Origin of the sequence: Shewanella algidipiscicola (assembly GCF_003605125.1) — a bacterium.
Lineage (GTDB): Bacteria > Pseudomonadota > Gammaproteobacteria > Enterobacterales > Shewanellaceae > Shewanella > Shewanella algidipiscicola.
The window spans coordinates 1-17,410 of sequence record NZ_QPQT01000008.1 but is presented as its reverse complement, the minus strand read 5'-3'; the positions used below and the strand labels follow the sequence as shown (position 1 = coordinate 17,410).

The following is a 17,410-nucleotide window of genomic DNA, read 5'->3' as shown; positions in this document are numbered from 1 at the left end:
GATGAAAAGAACAGTAATTATGATGCTTGACTCATTCGGCGTCGGTGCAGCATCAGATGCACAAGCGTTTGGTGACTTAGGCTCAGACACCTTTGGTAATATCGCTAAAGCGTGCGCCGAAGGTAAAGCCAACGATGGTCGCCAAGGGCCATTAAAGTTGCCTAACCTTGCTAAATTGGGGTTAGCGCTAGCGGCTAAAGAGAGCACGGGCAAGATGCCACAGGGGTTCAGCGATGACGTTGAGATCATTGGGGCTTATGGCCATGCCGATGAATTAAGTTCGGGTAAAGATACTCCCAGCGGCCATTGGGAAATGGCGGGCGTGCCAGTGCTTTATGAGTGGGGTTACTTCAGCGATCTAACCAACTCTTTTCCGAAAGAGCTGACTGATAAGATTTTGGCAAGAGCGGGTCTGAGCGATTATTTAGGTAATTGTCACGCCTCTGGCACCGCGATTTTAGAAGAGCTGGGTGAAGAGCATATGCGTTCAGGTATGCCAATTTTTTACACCTCAGCCGACTCGGTATTCCAAATTGCCTGCCATGAAGAGTCCTTTGGTCTCGAGAAACTGTATGAGCTGTGCATTATTGCCCGCGAAGAACTAGAGCCATATAACATTGGCCGCGTTATTGCGCGTCCCTTTGTTGGCACTGGCCCTAGTGATTTCGCTCGTACTGGCAATCGTCGTGATTACGCGGTTGAACCGCCAGCAAAAACCGTACTGGATAAATTGAAAGAATCTGGCGGCGAAGTGGTCAGTGTTGGTAAGATTGCCGATATTTATGCTCACTGTGGCATTACCCAAAAAGTGAAAGCGACTGGCTTAGAAGCCCTATTCGATGCGACACTTGATCAAGTTAAGCTGGCAGGTGACCGTACTCTAGTTTTTACCAACTTTGTTGATTTTGACTCTCATTACGGTCATCGCCGCGATATCGCTGGCTATGCTCGTGCACTGGAGTATTTTGACAGCCGCTTACCTGAAATATTGGCACTGCTAGATGACGATGATTTATTACTGCTGACTGCCGATCACGGTTGTGACCCTACTTGGCCTGGTAGCGATCACACCCGTGAGCGTGTACCGGTATTAGCCTATGGCGCCGGGTTAACCGCAGGCTCGCTTGGGCTGCGTAACAGTTTTGCCGATATTGGCCAGAGTATCGCAAGCTACTTTGAGCTTGAACCGATGGAATATGGCACATCATTTGTAGGTTAATCTACCTGTAAATGGTCTAGAATTATTGATTTGGCGGAGCTGATTTTCCGCCAGTACTAGAAAGACTTAAGTCTAAAAAAATAGGGGTTAAATAGATGGCTACACCACATATTAATGCAGTAGACGGTGCATTTGCAGATACCGTGTTATTCCCAGGCGATCCACTACGTGCTAAATACATTGCTGAAACTTTCCTTGAGAACGTTGAGCAAGTCACTGACGTGCGTAACATGCTAGGTTTCACGGGTACTTACAAAGGCGTACGCATTTCAGTTATGGGTTCTGGCATGGGTATTCCTTCATGCTCAATCTATGCAACTGAATTAATTAAAGATTATGGTGTTAAAAACCTAATCCGTGTTGGTACCTGTGGTGCGGTAAGCACCGACGTTAAAGTGCGCGATGTGATCATCGGTATGGGTGCTTGTACTGACTCGCAAACTAACCGTCTGCGTTTCAAAAACCAAGACTTCGCTGCAATTTGTGATTACAGCCTACTAAGCGCTGTAGTTAAAGCTGCCGACGCTCGTGGTACTAAGTACCGCGTAGGTAACGTATTCTCTGCCGATTTGTTCTATACGCCAGATCCAGAAATGTTTGACGTAATGGAAAAAATGGACGTACTAGGTGTCGAAATGGAAGCGGCTGGTCTATATGGCGTCGCGAAAGAGTTTGGTGCTAAAGCCTTATGCGTTGTCACCGTATCAGATCATATCCGTACCGGTGAGAAAACTACGTCAGAAGAGCGTCAAACTACCTTCAACGAAATGATTGAAATGACATTGGAAGCTGCAATTACTCTGTAATTGGCTCAACCACTTTTAATCGATTAAAACGGGCCCTAGTGCCCGTTTTTTTGTTGCCCATATTAAACTAACTGCGTTATCGGTGAGCTGATATCGGACTTTAAGCGCCTTGCAGCAAGCTATGTAGGTGAGCCTGAGAGTTAGCGTTAACCTGATGTCTGATTTAGGTGACGTTAATCAGATTTGTTTGCCTGTGTTTTAGCGTTATCTGGTGTGGACTTCTTAGTTGGTTCAAGTTCAGACTCTGCTTGTGGTGCCGTGTCAGATTGAGCCGCGTTGGGGCTCGCTTTCCTGTCTGCCGAGAGGGCTACCGCCAATTTTTTTCCGAGCCTACTTTTGCTCTTCAAACGATCGAAGTGGGCTCGCTTAAACGATAATGCCCGTGATAACAACATGCCAATCAGCCCGGCGATGATCAGCATCATCTGTTGTTGCTCCATATTGAGCTGATGCGCCTCTTTAATTTCGTTAAAAAACAGTTCCGGCACCAAACGCACCTCTACATAGCCCAAATTTTTATCTCCTTGGAGTACCGCCTCAACATAAGGCGGATAGTCGGCTAATAGGGCCTTTAACTCTTCGGAGTCAGGATCTAAATCTTGCTTAGTCACGCTTTGCGCAAATGAGAGCCGTTGGCCTTGTTCACTATAAATAGCGGCAGACATGACTTTAGGATCCAGTACTAATGCACTGGTTAGCCACTGAAGTTGTTCATCATTTTGCAATTGCAAAGCAGGTCCAGCACCATAAGCGGTCTGTTGCACTAGTAATCGTGCCATCTTTTGCGTTTGGGACTTTAGAAGCTGCTGACCTTGTAGTAGGCTTGTTTCCCATAATTGAAATAGGCCCACCATAAGCACTAGCGCAATGCCAATTTGCAGTAATCGCGATAGCCGCTGGGTTTTTTTGAGTCCTTTAAGAAAAAACACTTTGTACCTGAAGATGATAAGGGTTTGATTAATCATAATTGATTATGGTTAAACCCGATAGCCGGAGATGCAACACCAATGGAAAGTCAGCACCAAACTTCACTGTTTTCGTGGCTATATGAACAGGCCTGTGACCAGTTTGAATACCAAGGTAAGCCGTTTGTTCGCCATACGGAGGCCGAGGCGCCAGAGAGGACTTTGCGAGTTCGTTTGGTTTATGAGGTTGTCGACCTTGAGGCGTCACTCACCGATAGCCTTATGTCGCTGCCTTCGTTGGTGAGCATGGCGACTATCCAACGTCCGTTAGGACTTTGGTGTGTTGAGCTGTGTTTAAATTCGCCTTTAACCGAAATGCAGCGTGCTCTCTTATCCGCCTTACCTAAACTCGAGGTGATTGAGATGCCCAAACAGCCAGTCAGATTAGATCTCCCCGGTTTATTGGTCATGGACATGGACTCCACCGCCATTGAGATAGAATGTATCGATGAGCTGGCGAAAATGGCCGGTGTCGGCGAGGCGGTGGCTGTAGTCACAGAGCGAGCCATGCAGGGTGAGCTTGATTTTGAGCAAAGCTTACGCGCTCGTGTGAGCCAGCTCGCCGGTGCCGATGCGGGCATCATAGATAAGCTATGTGCCACGCTACCTCTGATGCCGGGTCTTGAAGCCATGATAACCCTGTTACAAGTGTGCCAATGGCGTTTGGTATTAGCCTCGGGGGGATTTACCCCATTTGTCGGCCACCTTAAAGACTTGCTCGGGTTAGATGCAGCCTATGCTAATGAGCTGGTGATCGAAGCGGGTACCCTTAAAGGTGAGGTGCGTGGCACTGTGGTAGATGCACAATTTAAGGCCGATACCGTAGCACGCTGCGCAACGCAGTGGGGCATAAAAGCGGGTCAGCGCTGCGCCATTGGTGACGGTGCTAATGATATCCCTATGGTGCAAATGGCCGACTTTGGTATCGCATTTCATGCCAAGCCCAAATTACGTCTTGCTGCCGATGCGGCTATAGCGCATTTAGATTTACGTGTTTTACCTTATATGTTGCTCGATCTTAGCGAGCAATAATAAATAAGGTGGGGACGCTGCGACTGAGTATCGTCCCTATTCTTTCCCCAACGTGCCGATAAGCGCTGAGCTTGTTATTTAGCGCTCATATTATTTATTGCAAGCTCACCGTTTTAATCAGAGATTTATTGCCTGATCTATAAGTTAATTTTTTTAAACAAGTGTTTACTTAGCGCGATCCAGCTGTGCGGTTTAAGTTAATTTGCTTGTTTTAGCTCATATTTGTCAGTAGCTTAGTTAAAATTCATTTTTAGTTGATGCCATTTTGAAACTGATGCAGCAATCGCTTTATATTCCCTATCGTCAAGGTCAGTTACACCTTAAGCAGCTTAAATTACCCGATGCCGATATGAGTCAACCGCCAATATTGATGCTCCATGGTGCCATGTCTAATGGGCGGGTGTTTTATAGCGATAGCGGCAAAGGTTTAGGCTGTTATTTAGCTCAGGCAGGGTTCGTGGTGTATGTACTGGATACCTTAGGCAGAGGCTTAAGTACGCCCAAGCTCGCCGCGGGCGCCAACCATGGCCAAGGTGAGGTGATCCGCGAGCAGTTGCCGTTAGTGCAGCACTATATTTTGTCTCAGCACCCACATGCTGGCAAAGTGCATTGGTGCGGTCATTCATGGGGCGGAGTCTTGATGGCCAGTGCGATTGCTCGTTTCGATTTTTTTCAGCACAGTGTGGCCTCATTACTCACTTTTGGCAGTAAACGTGCCATCAAAGTGCGCTCGTTTAAGAAGTGGTTGATGGTCGATGTGGCGTGGAATACCCTTGCACCTGCCATTGCGAAAGGTCATGGGTATCTGGCTGCCGACCGTTGGCGCATGGGGATGGACAACGAGAGCAAAGCATCACTCGCGCAAAGTATCGATTGGGTGCGAGGCGATTGGATAGATCATGATGATGGTTTTAATTATGCAGAGGCGGCTAAGCAGTTAGGGTCTAGTGAAGGTTGGCCCAAAGCTTGGTTTATTGCCGGTTTAGGCGATGCGGTACTGGGTAATCCCGCTGATGTACAGCGGATGCTCGCCGAGTGTCACTGCCATGATGTTGACTATACCTTGTTATCTAAAGCCAACGGCTATCGCCATGATTATGGCCACGCTGAAATGCTCACCCATAAAGATGCCTGTGACGATCACTTTCCACTGGTGCTCAATTGGTATCTATGTGCAAATGGTGCCGATAAGTGAACTTACTAGGGGGTGTTGAGCCATTAATGTTTAATCGGCTGGGTAAGTTCATGATAGGGGCTAGGGTAGCGTAATAGTACCTCGGCTGTAATATCGAGAAATTCCCCAACACCTATGATCCGCCACATCAATTGTTCTAGCTGCGTGGCTTTGTGATGCGCGTGTAGGCTTATGTGTTCTAACTCGCGCTTAATGTAACTCAGATCCGGTTTTGCTGTCGCGCCGCGATAAACCCGCAATGCCATAAATTTACCTAAGTGTTGACTTTGGCGAATAAAATGAATTTGCGCAGCTTCATTGCCAATCTCTTGTGGGGTAATGCATTTTAGCTTTATGCGTCCCTGAGATTGCCTTGAAACCTGTAGGAAGACTTCAAAAAAGTTGAGTCCATCTTGGGGCTTCAGCTGACGTATAGGGTCGATAAAGTCACGTTTAAGACGTCCGTTATCCAGTACGCTGGCCAGATTATATTGCAGCGATTGCTGTGCGGTAGCGGCAAATAAATCAGCGATTTCATTAGCATGCTTACTTACACCTAATACGCTTAATGTCGCCGACTTGGGATTTTTTTCGATAAAGTAAGGTACAGACACAAGATCGCGCATGAGTAAGTTTTTTAATCCATCTGACAACTCTTTCATGTCACCATTGGCTTCAGTTAATTTTTTTAGTTTATCGCGATTGGTTTCGATTAATCGGTTTAAAAAGGCGACGCCGACATGTTGAGTGTGACCTATCATGGCGGCTAAATGTATGGTAACGCCGTTTTTACGGGTGCGGATTAATCGGTATGGCAATTGCGATAACTTGGTTGTACCCGCTAAAGGTTGCAATTTGGGAAAGCTCAATAGTAAGGGTTCGCTGCTGTCAAAGTCGGCTGGGTCATCTAGGTTAACCTGTAGGCCTTTGCCCGAGATGTCTAAGGTAAAACCGGGGACCGACTGCTTGCCTTGGCTAATGTTCACCTGAGTTTTAAACGAGAACCTGGCTTCATTACGCCTTTCGGTAAACTGGAGTGACAAGAGCTTAATTTGGCTTTCGTTGATTTTTTGTTGACCAAAAGGTTTGAGTTCATTGACCTCTCGTCCTTGAGGTTGCCACTGACGGTAACGCTCTAGCATCTCTTCATTAGTCAAATCGATTAGCTGTAACACATGGGTAAAACGCTTAAGCTGTGCCTCTGTGAGCGCTGAATAATGGCTACTATCACCAGGCAAAATGCTCGATTTATAAGAGGTTTGATGATCGACTTGGTGACTGACAAGCTTAAAGATGCTCCAACTGGATTTACTGGCACCAAAGTGGATAAACAGTCCCAGCAGATCCTGTTCTAGCAGCTCAGCTAAAGTGGCTGAGTAAAAAAAGATATTGCCTTGAGTCTGAAAGGTAAAGCAAAAAAATAGTGCGTGCGTTTCATTATCTGGGTGCTTAATCAAGGCATTGAGCCGTGATGGCGTGAGCATGCCGGACAGCTGGCTAACCTCTTTTTCATCGATAAAGAAGTGTTGTAAACGCTGATTATCACGACTAAGTAACTTATGAGTTACCACATATTGACCATCGATTTGCTCGACATATAAGGGCAGGTGCGGCAGATGTGGTAAGTAGTGACGTTCAAACCCCAAGCCACTGGCCGCCACTAAAATATCGTTAATATCGACCTTGTAGCGAAACTTATAACTGTGGATCAGTTTGCCTAACATGTCGGATAACGCATCGCTACCACCAATGCGCTTAAGGCGTAACCAACTGTATTCGTGATTGCTCTCAATATCGACCACTTGGTAGTCGACCCCTTGTTGTAAGTCTTGAAAATAGTACTCGTCACTAAGCTCTAACAGTTTGACTCGTATTGGTTTGTCGGTATTGAGCCCATGTTCTAGCGGCAAGCGTACCCGGGCGCCACCCACTGATAAATCGACGGTAATACCACGGATCTCGCTTAACGGTGCTTGAATGACGCCGATGCGAATGGAGTAGTTCATGCGCTCTTCGCTGCGGCTAAAATAGCTGCCTAATACCGTGCCTGAGGCGAGATAAGGGGGGGGGACAACTTGTTTTTCGATTCTATTATTGCGGGATTTTTGGCATCTTAGTTTATGGGCACTCATCACTTGCTCATAGACACCAAGGGTATAATGGCCTTGATATAGAGCGAGGGCTTCGATAAAACTGTTTTTGGCTGGAGTATCGATGAAGTGGCTCTGTTCGCCGCAGGTAAAAGTCTCGCAGGGTAGCTCTGACTTGTCTCTTAAATCTATGATACGAGTGCATAATGAGGAGAGCCGTTTGAGTTCCATCTTGAGCAAGAAACGCGTAGAGTTCGACTCTTGCGCGGTCAAATTATCGAACAGCTCATCGAAATTAGTTTCCATGAGTAAAGGTTTTAGCTGTTCAATCAATGCGTTGTGTTGCTCAAAACTCATCGGCGGTATCTTTTTAAGGTGCGAAATGATTCAGTGACGGCTAATGTTGTGTCGGCAGCAAGTGGGAAAACTTAATAGCCTTTTGTTTATTAAAACAAATTTTTTTGGGCGCGAACACTGATGATTATTATTATCGAAACAGTGTAAGGCATTATGGTCGGCCAGTGCGACCGATTTATATCGAAATACGGCATTAGAATTGATTATGGCTAAGAATAAAACAGCGTATGTATGTAACGAGTGTGGTCAAGATTTTCCGCGTTGGCAGGGACAATGTAGTGCCTGTCATGAGTGGAATACCATTACTGAGGTGCGATTAGCCCCAAGTAAATCGGCTAAAACATCGGTATCGGGTTACGCTGGTGCGGTGGGCGGTGGCTCGAAAAAACTCAGTGAAGTGGAGGAGTTTGAAGCCAAAAAAATGCTCACGGGTATTGGAGAACTTGACCGGGTGTTATGTGGCGGTTTAACCACAGGTTCAGTGAATATTATTTCTGGCGATCCTGGGGCGGGTAAAACCACCATATTGTCCGATCTGGTGTCACGCATGTCGCAGATCATGCCGTCACTCTACTGCACCGCAGAGGAGTCGCTATCGCAGTTTAAAAACCGGGTTAATCGTCTCAAGTTAAACTGCAATGAAGATAACCTCTACCTGATGGCGGAAACCAGTGTCGAGGCGATTATTGCCGAGCTTGAGGCAAAGCAAGTTAAGTTTGCGGTGATCGACTCGATTCAGGCGGTGGTGACCGACTTAGCCAATGGCAGTCCAGGCTCGCCTTCGCAAGTCAAAAGTAGTGCTCAGGCGCTGACGCAATATTGTAAGCAAAATAACGTCACCATGTTTTTAGTGGCGCATGTGAATAAAAATAATGAAACCGCAGGGCCGCAAACCCTGATCCACATTGTCGATTGCCTTACCCATTTAGAGTGCAATGATGGCCAAGTGCGTACCCTCAGAGCCAATAAAAACCGTTTTGGTGATGTCGATACCGTGGGTATTTTTAAGATGACCGAGCGCGGCATGATAAGCGTGGATAATCCCAGCGAAATCTTTCTGTCGGGCTCCACGACCGACTCGCCGGGCGCAGCCATCACCTGTATTCGCAAGGGTAATCGTAACTTGTTGTTAGAAATACAATGTTTAACAACTGAAACGGAAGGGGAGTTCCCGCAGCGGGTGTGTGTCGGTTTGAATATGAACCGCATTAAGATGCTTACTGGCATATTGCGTAAACATACCCGCACTAAGATTTTTCATGACACCTATTTTAATCTTGTTGGCGGATTAAAAATCGATGAGTCAGAAACCTGTATCGATTTGGCGCTGGTTGCGGCATTGCTGAGTAGCTTAAATGATTTTGTGGTGCCCAGAACTACCTGCATCATGGGTGAGCTTAGCCTCAATGGTGATGTGCGCCCCATAGACAGTGGTGTACCGCGGGTGAAAGAGGCGGTGCAACATGGGTTTACTGAGATCTATATCCCGTTTCGAAATTACCATAAATCGATGGAAGGCTTAGGAGCTAAGATCCACCCCATAAAAACGATTCATGAGCTACTCGAGTTGATTCACTAGTGGTTTATCGAGTCACCGGTTATAGCAATTGACTCGCAGATTGTGTAGGCAAAGATATGGGGCGAATCGCTTAAGTAACTGCGCGTGACATCAAAGTGACGCGCAGTTACTGGATAAGCGAATCTTAACCTAAGCAGAAACTGAGCCCAGTCATAGGGCTGAGCTCGCAAGGGGGCTTCAAGCTGATGCCATGACTCCGATGTTGGTCAGTTATCAATCGTCACCTCAGGCCTCATTTGGCTATGGCTATTCAAGGACGCTATTCAGATTCGCTGGTGGCTTGTGGCTCAATAATCGACAACTTATTACTTAAAATCAGCGAATTAGGAATTAAGTGAGTCACCCCATCTCCTTTGATCGTGATATAACGTAAGTTCAAGTCAATCACTGTACCTTTAGAGCCCGTTACTTCAATGGTATTGCCCATTCTTATGGGTTTATAAAGTACTATCATTATCCCGGCGACTAAGTTTGATATCGCATCTTTTAAGGCGAAGCCAAGCGCAAAGCCAGTTAATCCTAAGCCTGCCACTAATGCGCCTACATCAAAGCCCATCTTTGACAGGGCTAATATGCTACCAATAAAAAGTAACATGGCTTTTTGCGAGTTAGAGATTAATCGAAATGATTCAGACGCAGTCGAATCGAACCGAGTCTCGACTTTTTTGAGTAGCTTATCAATAACCACACTTAAGATAAAAAACGCGGCAAAAACCATGATAGCGAGGATGATCTGTTGGCTCATTTAATCTGCTCATTTTATTAAAATAATGCCAGCTAATGCTGGCGAAACAACCCTAATGCGCAGTGTAAATGGCTTAAGCAAAACACTAAAGTAATTTTTAATCTTGTATTATCACTCAATAGCGCCTTGCTAAGGCGCGTTATGGCTCTCAATCAATTATCACTTTAATTATGGAGCGATTGCTTTCGTTGTTGTATCGATCTACTGGCCTAAGCCATTTACCTTGGGCTACTGCAGAGGATTTAAGTTTGCTCGTGCACTTTTACAAACAGTTTAAGCTCACGGTTGAGTAGCTCCGCATCCCCTAAATTAAGTTCTAACATGCGCCTTAAGTGACTGATGCTATCAAGGTCGATATAGAGGCAAGACAAGCCCAGCAGATCATCTTGTCGATGGCTCAATTGAGTTTCCATCGATACCACAACATCTGAGTCGCCCAAGGTAAAGCTTAATTGCAGGGGGTGGTCGTTTAGCGATAATCCGTCGGGTTGCTCTACAAGAGCGCCATTAAGGCTGAGATCATGGATTGTGGTTGGCCAGGTGTTTGGTCCCTGAGTGAGTGTCGCTTTCGCATCATATAAGATCCGCGAAAATTGGCGCCGTTCATTCATTATCTATCCTTAACAGCCTAAGCGCTGTAGGGGGCGTACACTATTGAGTAAGCATAAGCTAACATGCTCTACCTGTAAAAATCTTGTTTTACATTGATGATTTTTATTTAATCATGAGGTATCGCCGTGTGGCTAGTGGTGATTACTGGGTAAGTGGCTACTTTGTGAGCTTAAGCCATGTTAAATAGGGGTTTTAAGTTACAGGTTGTTATTTAAACTCGCAGATTCACAATATTACTTATATGCTTGTAGGCAAATATGAAAAATTGTGAATAATGACGTTATTCTCAGGCAAATAACCGATTCAGGGCGGGTAATGGCTCATTCTCTTATGATTAATACAGTGCTGGTGGTGGATGACGAGGCGGTTATTCGTGCTCGGTTAAAGGGCTATTTTGAGAAAGAGGGCTATCGGGTGATAGAAGCCGAAGATGGCGAACAGATGTGGCAGCAGTTTTCTCGTCAACATGTCGATTTAGTGATGTTAGACATTAACCTTCCCGGGGTCGATGGCTTGAGTTTAGCGCGTGAGCTCAGAAGTCGCTCCGATGTAGGGATCATCTTAGTGACTGGGCGTGATGAAGCCATTGACAAGATCATCGGTCTCGAAATGGGCGCCGATGATTATGTAACGAAACCCTTTGAGTTACGTGAACTACTGGTGCGCGTTAAAAACCTGCTTTGGCGTATGTCATTGGTAAAAAAAGCGCAGCAAGAAACCATTGCCCAGCTAGAGTGTAAAGATGATGTGATTGAGTTCGAGGGGTATATCCTAGAGCTTAATAGCCGTAAATTAAAGTGCGGTGATGAGAGTATTAAGTTAACCAAAGCCGAATTTGAGTTGTTGGCGGCATTTTCGTTACACCCTCAGCAAGTGCTGTCTCGGGAGCGCTTGATGCAGCAGACCAGTCATCGAAATCAAGATGTTAATGACAGAACCATAGATGTCATTATTCGCCGCCTGCGCAATAAACTGCATCCAGAGCTGTTTGTAACCGTGCATGGTGAGGGATATCTGTTTGCAGCCAAAGTCGACAACTAGTTGTCGGTCCCCTTATTAGACGCGGTGACCCGATAGATGGGATAAAAATCGGCAGGGGCCAGGCTGTTACTCAACTGATGGGCTGAGGGCACCTCTTGGTGTAAGCCGATAATTTTTGGGCCAATATCACCAAATGCAGCGGCGCCCTGAAGTTCACGCACCACAATATCTATGGCCAGTTTGCCTTGTAATACCACCTGATCATCGGCGCTAAAAGCCACTTTTTGTCGGTAAAGCCCCCTAAGGACAGCGGGCGACAAATAACTGCTGACGAGAGTGACCTTGGTGTCCAGTTGCTGATGTTGCAATGCACCTATTGCTGCTTCAATGGCAACTGCGCTGCCTAGAATATAGTCCGGTACATGATCTTTAAGTAAATGATGCAGTTGGTCTCGATATAGGTTGCGATTATTATCGGCATGACGATTCGATGAGATGATAACTGGGCTATTGGCTAACGCATCAATGGCACCTTGTTCAACCCAAGTGGTGCCGCCCACTTTTTCGGGGCCTGTGAGCAATGCCAAACGAATATTATCCTTCGATGCAGTCTTGGTCAGCAATTGGCGGATATAGTCGCCGCCAATCCAGCCCATTTGATACCAGTTGACCCCAATGCGAGTGGTTACCAGTTCACTGTCAAGGCGATTGACGAGCGCAATAATCGGCTTATTGACCTGTCCTTGGTAGCCTCGCAGCAATAGCGGATCGACACTGCCAAGTAACACAGCGTCGAAAGCTTGTTGCATACAGTGTTCAAGCTGCGCCAGTTGGCGGTCTTTATCGTAATAACTGCCAGCTTCAAATAATTCGAGTTCAATTCCCAGTTGTGTGGCTTGGGTGACGAGTCCATAATCGATGCCTATCCAATAGGCATCTTTAAGATGCGGTACTAACACGCAGACGCGCCAAGGTTTTTTAGACGATAATAGAGCGGTATGTTCAAAAATGCTTGTCTGTTGCACTTTGGCATTATAAGGGCTGCGTTGCTCAAGTATCCATGGTCTATGATTGTCTGCAGTTGCTGGGTAACTTAACCATGGCAAGGTCAGTATGAGGTAGAGTAAGGGCGTTTTTAGGCGGCTCATAGAGTGATGCTCATCGATAGAGAGTAGAAGGGTAAGCTCATGGAACTGCATCTTAGTTTAACTTGCTTCATTGTAGTGTAACAGTTTGAGGAGTGTAGTGAGCGCGTTATCGTTATCAAGTAAAAGCTTAGTTGGCCGTTTAATGGTAGCGTTTAGTCTGCTAGGCCTGCTGTTGTTATTGCTCGTCACCCTAGGCAATGTGTCGCTTTATTGGGTTAAAGAGGCAGACCAATATCTCTATGAAGAGGCATTGCCAGCCTCCGAGGCTGCGCGGCAATTAATGCAGTCCTCCAATGCCTTACTGGATAATGCTCAAGGGCTAAAGCAGGTTGAGGAGGAGGCGCAGCGAGCATTTTTAGGTCGAAAATTATCATTAGAAGGCAGTAACTTACTGGGAGCTATTGCACGTTTAAAAACGTTAAATGTCGAAGACGATCGCCGTTTAGAGCTTGCCGCGGGCGACATTTTACGTGATTTATCGCAATTAGGCCGTCATGTGGGTGAGCGTTTAACTTTGGCTCAAAAACTAAGTGAGCAGGGACAAGCATTAACAGACGCCGCCAGCCGTGCCATTGAGTTACTCGAGGCAGAGCTGGCTATTGTAGACTCAGCCGTACTGGCTAAATTAAGCTTGGCCTATCCACAAGTTGTTGGAGAGTTACAAACGGCTCATCTGCTCGACACCATCATAGAGCATGATCTCGATATTCAAGAACGACTTAACCGTGCCTTAGCGTTAGTGCATCATATCGCTCTAGTGGGGCAGTTACTGCAGTCGCCCGAGCAGCAACTAGGTTTAAATAAAGTGCTGAATAGCATGTCCAATCTAGTACCCACAACGCGTAAAGTGTATCAAGTTGATCCTACTACATTGGCCGATTCGGCGCAGGTGTTGTCATTGACTCAAATAAATATGATGCCGTTGGAGCTGTTAAAGGGCTTGATACGTGATCCTGAACGCGCCATCGAGTTAGATAGAGAGTTAGCCATTTTACGCGGCGTGAGCCAAGGGCTCGCGTTGCAGCAAAGCTATGGTCAGGTATTAACGCAGCAAAATCGGCAGCTACTCAATTTAACCGAAAAACTGGCACTGTTAAATCGCTCGGTAGATGAGGCCATGCAAGCGCAACAAGCCAAAGCCACCGAGGCGCGGCAGCAGTTTTTACAACAACTGTTTTGGGCTAAAGCCGGATTATGGGGCACGGGGCTATTGATGCTGATCTTAATGCTGCTAGTGGTCTATCGAGTGATCTATCGTGGTATTGCACTGCGTTTAAATGAGGCGACCCATGCGCTATCACGCCTCAGTCGCGGTGACACCTCTGTGGCATTAGACCCACACGGTGATGATGAGCTTACCGCCATGGCATCGGCTATCGAAGTGTTTAAGCAAAAGACGCGGCATAATCAGAATTTACAAGCTGAGCTTATCCAGCATAAAGCCTCGCTGGAAAAAACCATTCAAGCTAGAACCCAACAGCTTGCCGAGGCTAATCGTCAGCTCGACGCCGAGGCTAAGGGGCACAGCGCGGCAAGGGTTATTGCCGAGGAGGCCAGTAAAGCTAAATCGTTATTCTTAGCCACGATGAGTCATGAAATTCGCACTCCGCTCAATGGGTTATTAGGCACTTTAACCCTGCTGGGACAATCGCCGTTGCCCACAGCGCAGAAACAGATGTTGGCCTTGTCGCAATACAGCGGCACGCTGCTGCAAACGGTGTTAAATGATATTTTAGATTTTTCACGTTTGGAGCAGGGACAATTTAATAATGAGCCTCGCCCAGTCGCCTTGCCCGCGCTGCTCGACGACATCGTGGCCATTATGTTAGCAGGTGCCGGATTGTCAGGTTTATCGCTCAGGCTCGTCAGTGACAATGTGCCCGACTGGGTGTTGCTTGATGGACCTAAATTACGCCAAGTGTTGCTCAACTTATTGGGTAATGCGATAAAGTTTACTCCCAAGGGCGGGATAACCCTGCGAGTATATGCACAAGATCAGCGACTCTACTTTGAGGTGGCCGATACCGGAGTTGGTATCAGTGACGAGGATAAGGCGCAGCTGTTTAAGGTGTATGGTGACTTGCCCAATCAAGGTCGCTCGCGCGGCACAGGGCTGGGCTTAGCCATCAGTAAAGAGCTGGTGGATGTGATGAATCAAGAGGCAAGCGAAGATGCCGCGAGTGAGCACAACACCATATGGGTGCAAAGTGAGCAGGGGCAAGGCAGTGTGTTTGGTTTTAGTGTGCCGTTAATTCCCTGTAATGCGGTGATAGAAGCCAGTGGCGAAATCATCAACACAGTATCGAAGCAACGGGTGCTAGTGGTTGAAGATAACAAGGTTAATGCCATGGTAGCACAAGGCTTTTTAGCTCATTTGGGGCATGAAGCCGTGCTGGCGACCAGCTGCGCACAAGCGCTTAATTGTTATTATGCTGACGAACGAGGATTCGATGCGATCATGCTCGATATTCAATTGGGTGATGGGTCGGGATTTGAGCTACTTAGGCAATTAAAACCGATGGGAGAGGGAAAAGTCTCACCGATTAAGTTTGCGGCATTTACCGCCCAGCTGCAACGCGAGGACGTTGTCAGTTATCAGCAAGCCGGTTTCGATGTGGTATTGGCCAAACCGCTAAATATGCAAGCATTGATGAGTTGGATCGGTGTGGTTGCAGCCAAAGATGCCCCTACAACGCCAGATGAGCCAGTCAAGCAAGCAGGTGAACACACAGCTAATATGGCAATAGCAAGAGATGCAACACTGTCTTACCAGTTACTCGATCAGCGCCAGTTAGATGAAGATAGGCAATATATAGGCAAAGCCACTCTAGTCGAGATGTTTAACTTGTTTCAAACCTCGAGCCGCGAGCAGCTAGCTCGTTTAAGCGCGTTACCCGAAGATGCTGCTAAATGGCTGCATGGGTTAAAAGGCAGTAGCGCGAGTATGGGGATGTTAGCCTTGATGAAGCAGTGTCAATGGCTCGAAACGCAACTGGCAGCTGGAGCAGCCTTGAGTCGTGAGCAGTATCAACAACTCGAAGCCTTATGGTCAGCCTCGTTGGCAGCCATGACTACTGAGTTAGATAAAGAGGTGTAATTAACTGAATAGGTTCGAACTTCATCAGACAAAACTCCTCAGCCGAGCGCGATCAAATCTAATAGTCGTAGGGTGTTAGATTTGCTCGCTCCTGATCACGAGCGGACATTCAGGTATAACTCGTTTCTGCCCCAAAGTGTGCAGATTTTGGAATGAATCTTTAGCATTTTTTGGATTAGCTTTAGTAGCGTTCGGCTAAATCTTTTTGGAAAGTGTGTTTGAAATCTTATCTTCAAAGTAGTTAATTGCTTGCAGCAGGCTTATGTGTAGATACTTCTGCTCCACGGTGAGTGAAGCGTAGCTTCGAGCCCACGAACGAGAGACAGGGTGAGCTTGGCGACAGCCATATACTCGTGAACGAGAGACAAGGATGTCGAACTGGCTTTTGTATATGGATATATTTTGTCGAACTGGCTTTTAGATAGGGATATCGTTGTGAGCCATCCTTGGAGGCTCGACGATGGCATCCTTGTCATCAACGTCCGCAGCTGTATCTACACCGGGTTATTTTCTCTCTTCGATTTGACTGCATTTGGTGTGAGTGGCGAGTAGAAAGCTAACAGTTTTGCCCCAAAGTGTGCTGGCCTTGGAATGAAGGCTTGGCATTTTTGGGATTAACTTTAGTAGCATTTGGCCGTATCTGATTTGTTAAGTGTGTTTGAAGGCCACACCTTAATGGCAATTAATAGCCTGCCGCAGGCTTTAGGTGCAAGCGCTCTTTTGGCTCGCTGTGAATATATCCCTATACGCTCCACGGCGGCATCTGACCTCCATGGATGGAGGGAATGCCAAAAAATGTAAGGAACATTTTTGGCCATGCCGCCAAGGGCCAAAACCGCGCTTACACCTATCTCTAACGCTTCTTCGATTGGACTTCATTTGATACGACTAGTGAGTTAAAGGCTAAGAAGCTTTTGCCCCAAAGTTTGGTGGCCTTGAAGTGAAGGTATGGCATTTTTTACTTTGTTTGGGTAATGATTGGCGGAGTCTTTTTTGGAACGGGTGTTTGAAGGTGAACCTTCATGGCAATCTATCACCTGCGGTGAGCTTATGTGCAAGCGCGCTTTTGGCTCACCGCAAGCACGTCCGTGTGGGCTCTGCGAAATCATCCATGATTTCGAAGGCCAAAACCGCGCTTACACTTATATCTATCGCCTCTTCGATTTAGCCGTATTTGGTGTGAACTCAGAATTAAAGGCTAACGTACTTTTGCCCCAAAGTGAGTTAACACGTTGTCGGGGTTCAGTAACGAGCAGATTTTCTGGCCTAGAAATTTTTATCGCTACACCCGCATGATGTAATCCACTACCGATCAAAAAACTGGATCATATACAGTTCAAGTTAAGATAATTACTATGAAAAAGATGCATAAATCGTTTGATTGGCGCATCGATAATACTAGCTTTTAAACATTAACTCATTATTATCAATAGTTTGTAATATATATAAAAGTGCTATGCAGACCTCGTAAACACCTATGCATCTTTTTTATCTGTTAAATTGTCATGTTTAACCTGTATTTTTTGTTAAATAACATATTTACAACAAACACTTACAAGTGATATTTTGACGAAGAGACTTACAAGAAAGCAGGAGGTTATCCTG

At 46.3% G+C, this 17,410-nt stretch carries 12 protein-coding genes; 7 read left to right on the top strand and 5 right to left on the bottom strand.

Annotated elements, in window-relative coordinates:
* Position 1 precedes the first annotated feature (1 nt).
* The gene (locus DVO77_RS10005) at positions 2-1,219 is read left to right on the top strand and encodes a phosphopentomutase (protein ID WP_119978251.1); all 1,218 of its coding nucleotides are present in this window, start codon (positions 2-4) and stop codon (positions 1,217-1,219) included.
* A 95-nt stretch (positions 1,220-1,314) separates the two neighbouring features.
* On the top strand, positions 1,315-2,025 hold the full coding sequence (deoD, locus tag DVO77_RS10000; protein ID WP_110458224.1) for a purine-nucleoside phosphorylase: 711 nt from the start codon (positions 1,315-1,317) through the stop codon (positions 2,023-2,025).
* Positions 2,026-2,198: 173 nt separating this feature from the next.
* Here the strand turns inward: deoD and DVO77_RS09995 are convergent, their stop codons facing one another.
* Positions 2,199-2,990 (bottom strand): YtjB family periplasmic protein, encoded by a 792-nt coding sequence (locus DVO77_RS09995; protein WP_239473313.1) that lies wholly within the window; start codon positions 2,988-2,990, stop codon positions 2,199-2,201.
* A 42-nt stretch (positions 2,991-3,032) separates the two neighbouring features.
* Here DVO77_RS09995 and serB point away from each other — a divergent pair, with 42 nt between their 5' ends.
* Both serB and DVO77_RS09985 read left to right on the top strand, forming a co-directional pair.
* Positions 3,033-4,022: a phosphoserine phosphatase SerB gene (serB, locus tag DVO77_RS09990; protein WP_119978250.1), complete on the top strand. Its 990-nt coding sequence runs from the start codon at positions 3,033-3,035 to the stop codon at positions 4,020-4,022.
* Positions 4,023-4,296: 274 nt separating this feature from the next.
* Positions 4,297-5,217 carry an alpha/beta fold hydrolase gene (locus DVO77_RS09985; protein WP_119978249.1) on the top strand — a complete coding sequence of 307 codons (921 nt, stop codon included), beginning with the start codon at positions 4,297-4,299 and terminating at the stop codon, positions 5,215-5,217.
* Positions 5,218-5,240: 23 nt separating this feature from the next.
* Here DVO77_RS09985 and DVO77_RS09980 read toward each other — a convergent pair whose 3' ends face one another.
* Positions 5,241-7,643: a PilZ domain-containing protein gene (locus DVO77_RS09980; RefSeq protein ID WP_119978248.1), complete on the bottom strand. Its 2,403-nt coding sequence runs from the start codon at positions 7,641-7,643 to the stop codon at positions 5,241-5,243.
* Between the two features lie 205 nt (positions 7,644-7,848).
* Here DVO77_RS09980 and radA point away from each other — a divergent pair, with 205 nt between their 5' ends.
* Entirely contained in the window at positions 7,849-9,222 is a 1,374-nt protein-coding gene (gene radA, locus DVO77_RS09975) for a DNA repair protein RadA (RefSeq protein ID WP_110458220.1), read from the top strand.
* Positions 9,223-9,481: 259 nt separating this feature from the next.
* Here radA and DVO77_RS09970 read toward each other — a convergent pair whose 3' ends face one another.
* Entirely contained in the window at positions 9,482-9,967 is a 486-nt protein-coding gene (locus DVO77_RS09970) for a mechanosensitive ion channel family protein (RefSeq protein ID WP_110458219.1), read from the bottom strand.
* Positions 9,968-10,209: 242 nt separating this feature from the next.
* On the bottom strand, positions 10,210-10,578 hold the full coding sequence (locus tag DVO77_RS09965) for a PilZ domain-containing protein (protein ID WP_119978247.1): 369 nt from the start codon (positions 10,576-10,578) through the stop codon (positions 10,210-10,212).
* Positions 10,579-10,909: 331 nt separating this feature from the next.
* Here DVO77_RS09965 and torR point away from each other — a divergent pair, with 331 nt between their 5' ends.
* The gene (torR, locus tag DVO77_RS09960; RefSeq protein WP_110458217.1) at positions 10,910-11,620 is read left to right on the top strand and encodes a two-component system response regulator TorR; all 711 of its coding nucleotides are present in this window, start codon (positions 10,910-10,912) and stop codon (positions 11,618-11,620) included.
* On the opposite strand, the gene torT is transcribed toward torR, so the two are convergent.
* Positions 11,617-12,708 (bottom strand): TMAO reductase system periplasmic protein TorT, encoded by a 1,092-nt coding sequence (torT, locus tag DVO77_RS09955; protein ID WP_119978376.1) that lies wholly within the window; start codon positions 12,706-12,708, stop codon positions 11,617-11,619. The two genes, torR and torT, sit on opposite strands and share 4 nt — an antisense overlap.
* A 97-nt stretch (positions 12,709-12,805) precedes the next feature.
* Between torT and torS the strand changes: the two genes are divergently transcribed.
* Positions 12,806-15,805, top strand: a complete 3,000-nt coding sequence (gene torS / locus DVO77_RS09950) for a TMAO reductase system sensor histidine kinase/response regulator TorS (protein ID WP_119978246.1) — start codon at positions 12,806-12,808, stop codon at positions 15,803-15,805.
* The last annotated feature ends 1,605 nt before the right edge of the window (positions 15,806-17,410 follow it).

Excerpts from the sequence above, each read along its gene's own strand:
- DVO77_RS10005 (WP_119978251.1), top strand. The coding sequence starts at position 2 with ATGAAAAGAACAGTAATTATGATGCTTGACTCATTCGGCGTCGGTGCA.
- deoD (WP_110458224.1), top strand. The coding sequence starts at position 1,315 with ATGGCTACACCACATATTAATGCAGTAGACGGTGCATTTGCAGATACC.
- DVO77_RS09995 (WP_239473313.1), bottom strand. The coding sequence starts at position 2,990 with ATGATTAATCAAACCCTTATCATCTTCAGGTACAAAGTGTTTTTTCTT.
- serB (WP_119978250.1), top strand. The coding sequence starts at position 3,033 with ATGGAAAGTCAGCACCAAACTTCACTGTTTTCGTGGCTATATGAACAG.
- DVO77_RS09985 (WP_119978249.1), top strand. The coding sequence starts at position 4,297 with ATGCAGCAATCGCTTTATATTCCCTATCGTCAAGGTCAGTTACACCTT.
- DVO77_RS09980 (WP_119978248.1), bottom strand. The coding sequence starts at position 7,643 with ATGAGTTTTGAGCAACACAACGCATTGATTGAACAGCTAAAACCTTTA.
- radA (WP_110458220.1), top strand. The coding sequence starts at position 7,849 with ATGGCTAAGAATAAAACAGCGTATGTATGTAACGAGTGTGGTCAAGAT.
- DVO77_RS09970 (WP_110458219.1), bottom strand. The coding sequence starts at position 9,967 with ATGAGCCAACAGATCATCCTCGCTATCATGGTTTTTGCCGCGTTTTTT.
- DVO77_RS09965 (WP_119978247.1), bottom strand. The coding sequence starts at position 10,578 with ATGAATGAACGGCGCCAATTTTCGCGGATCTTATATGATGCGAAAGCG.
- torR (WP_110458217.1), top strand. The coding sequence starts at position 10,910 with ATGATTAATACAGTGCTGGTGGTGGATGACGAGGCGGTTATTCGTGCT.
- torT (WP_119978376.1), bottom strand. The coding sequence starts at position 12,708 with ATGAGCCGCCTAAAAACGCCCTTACTCTACCTCATACTGACCTTGCCA.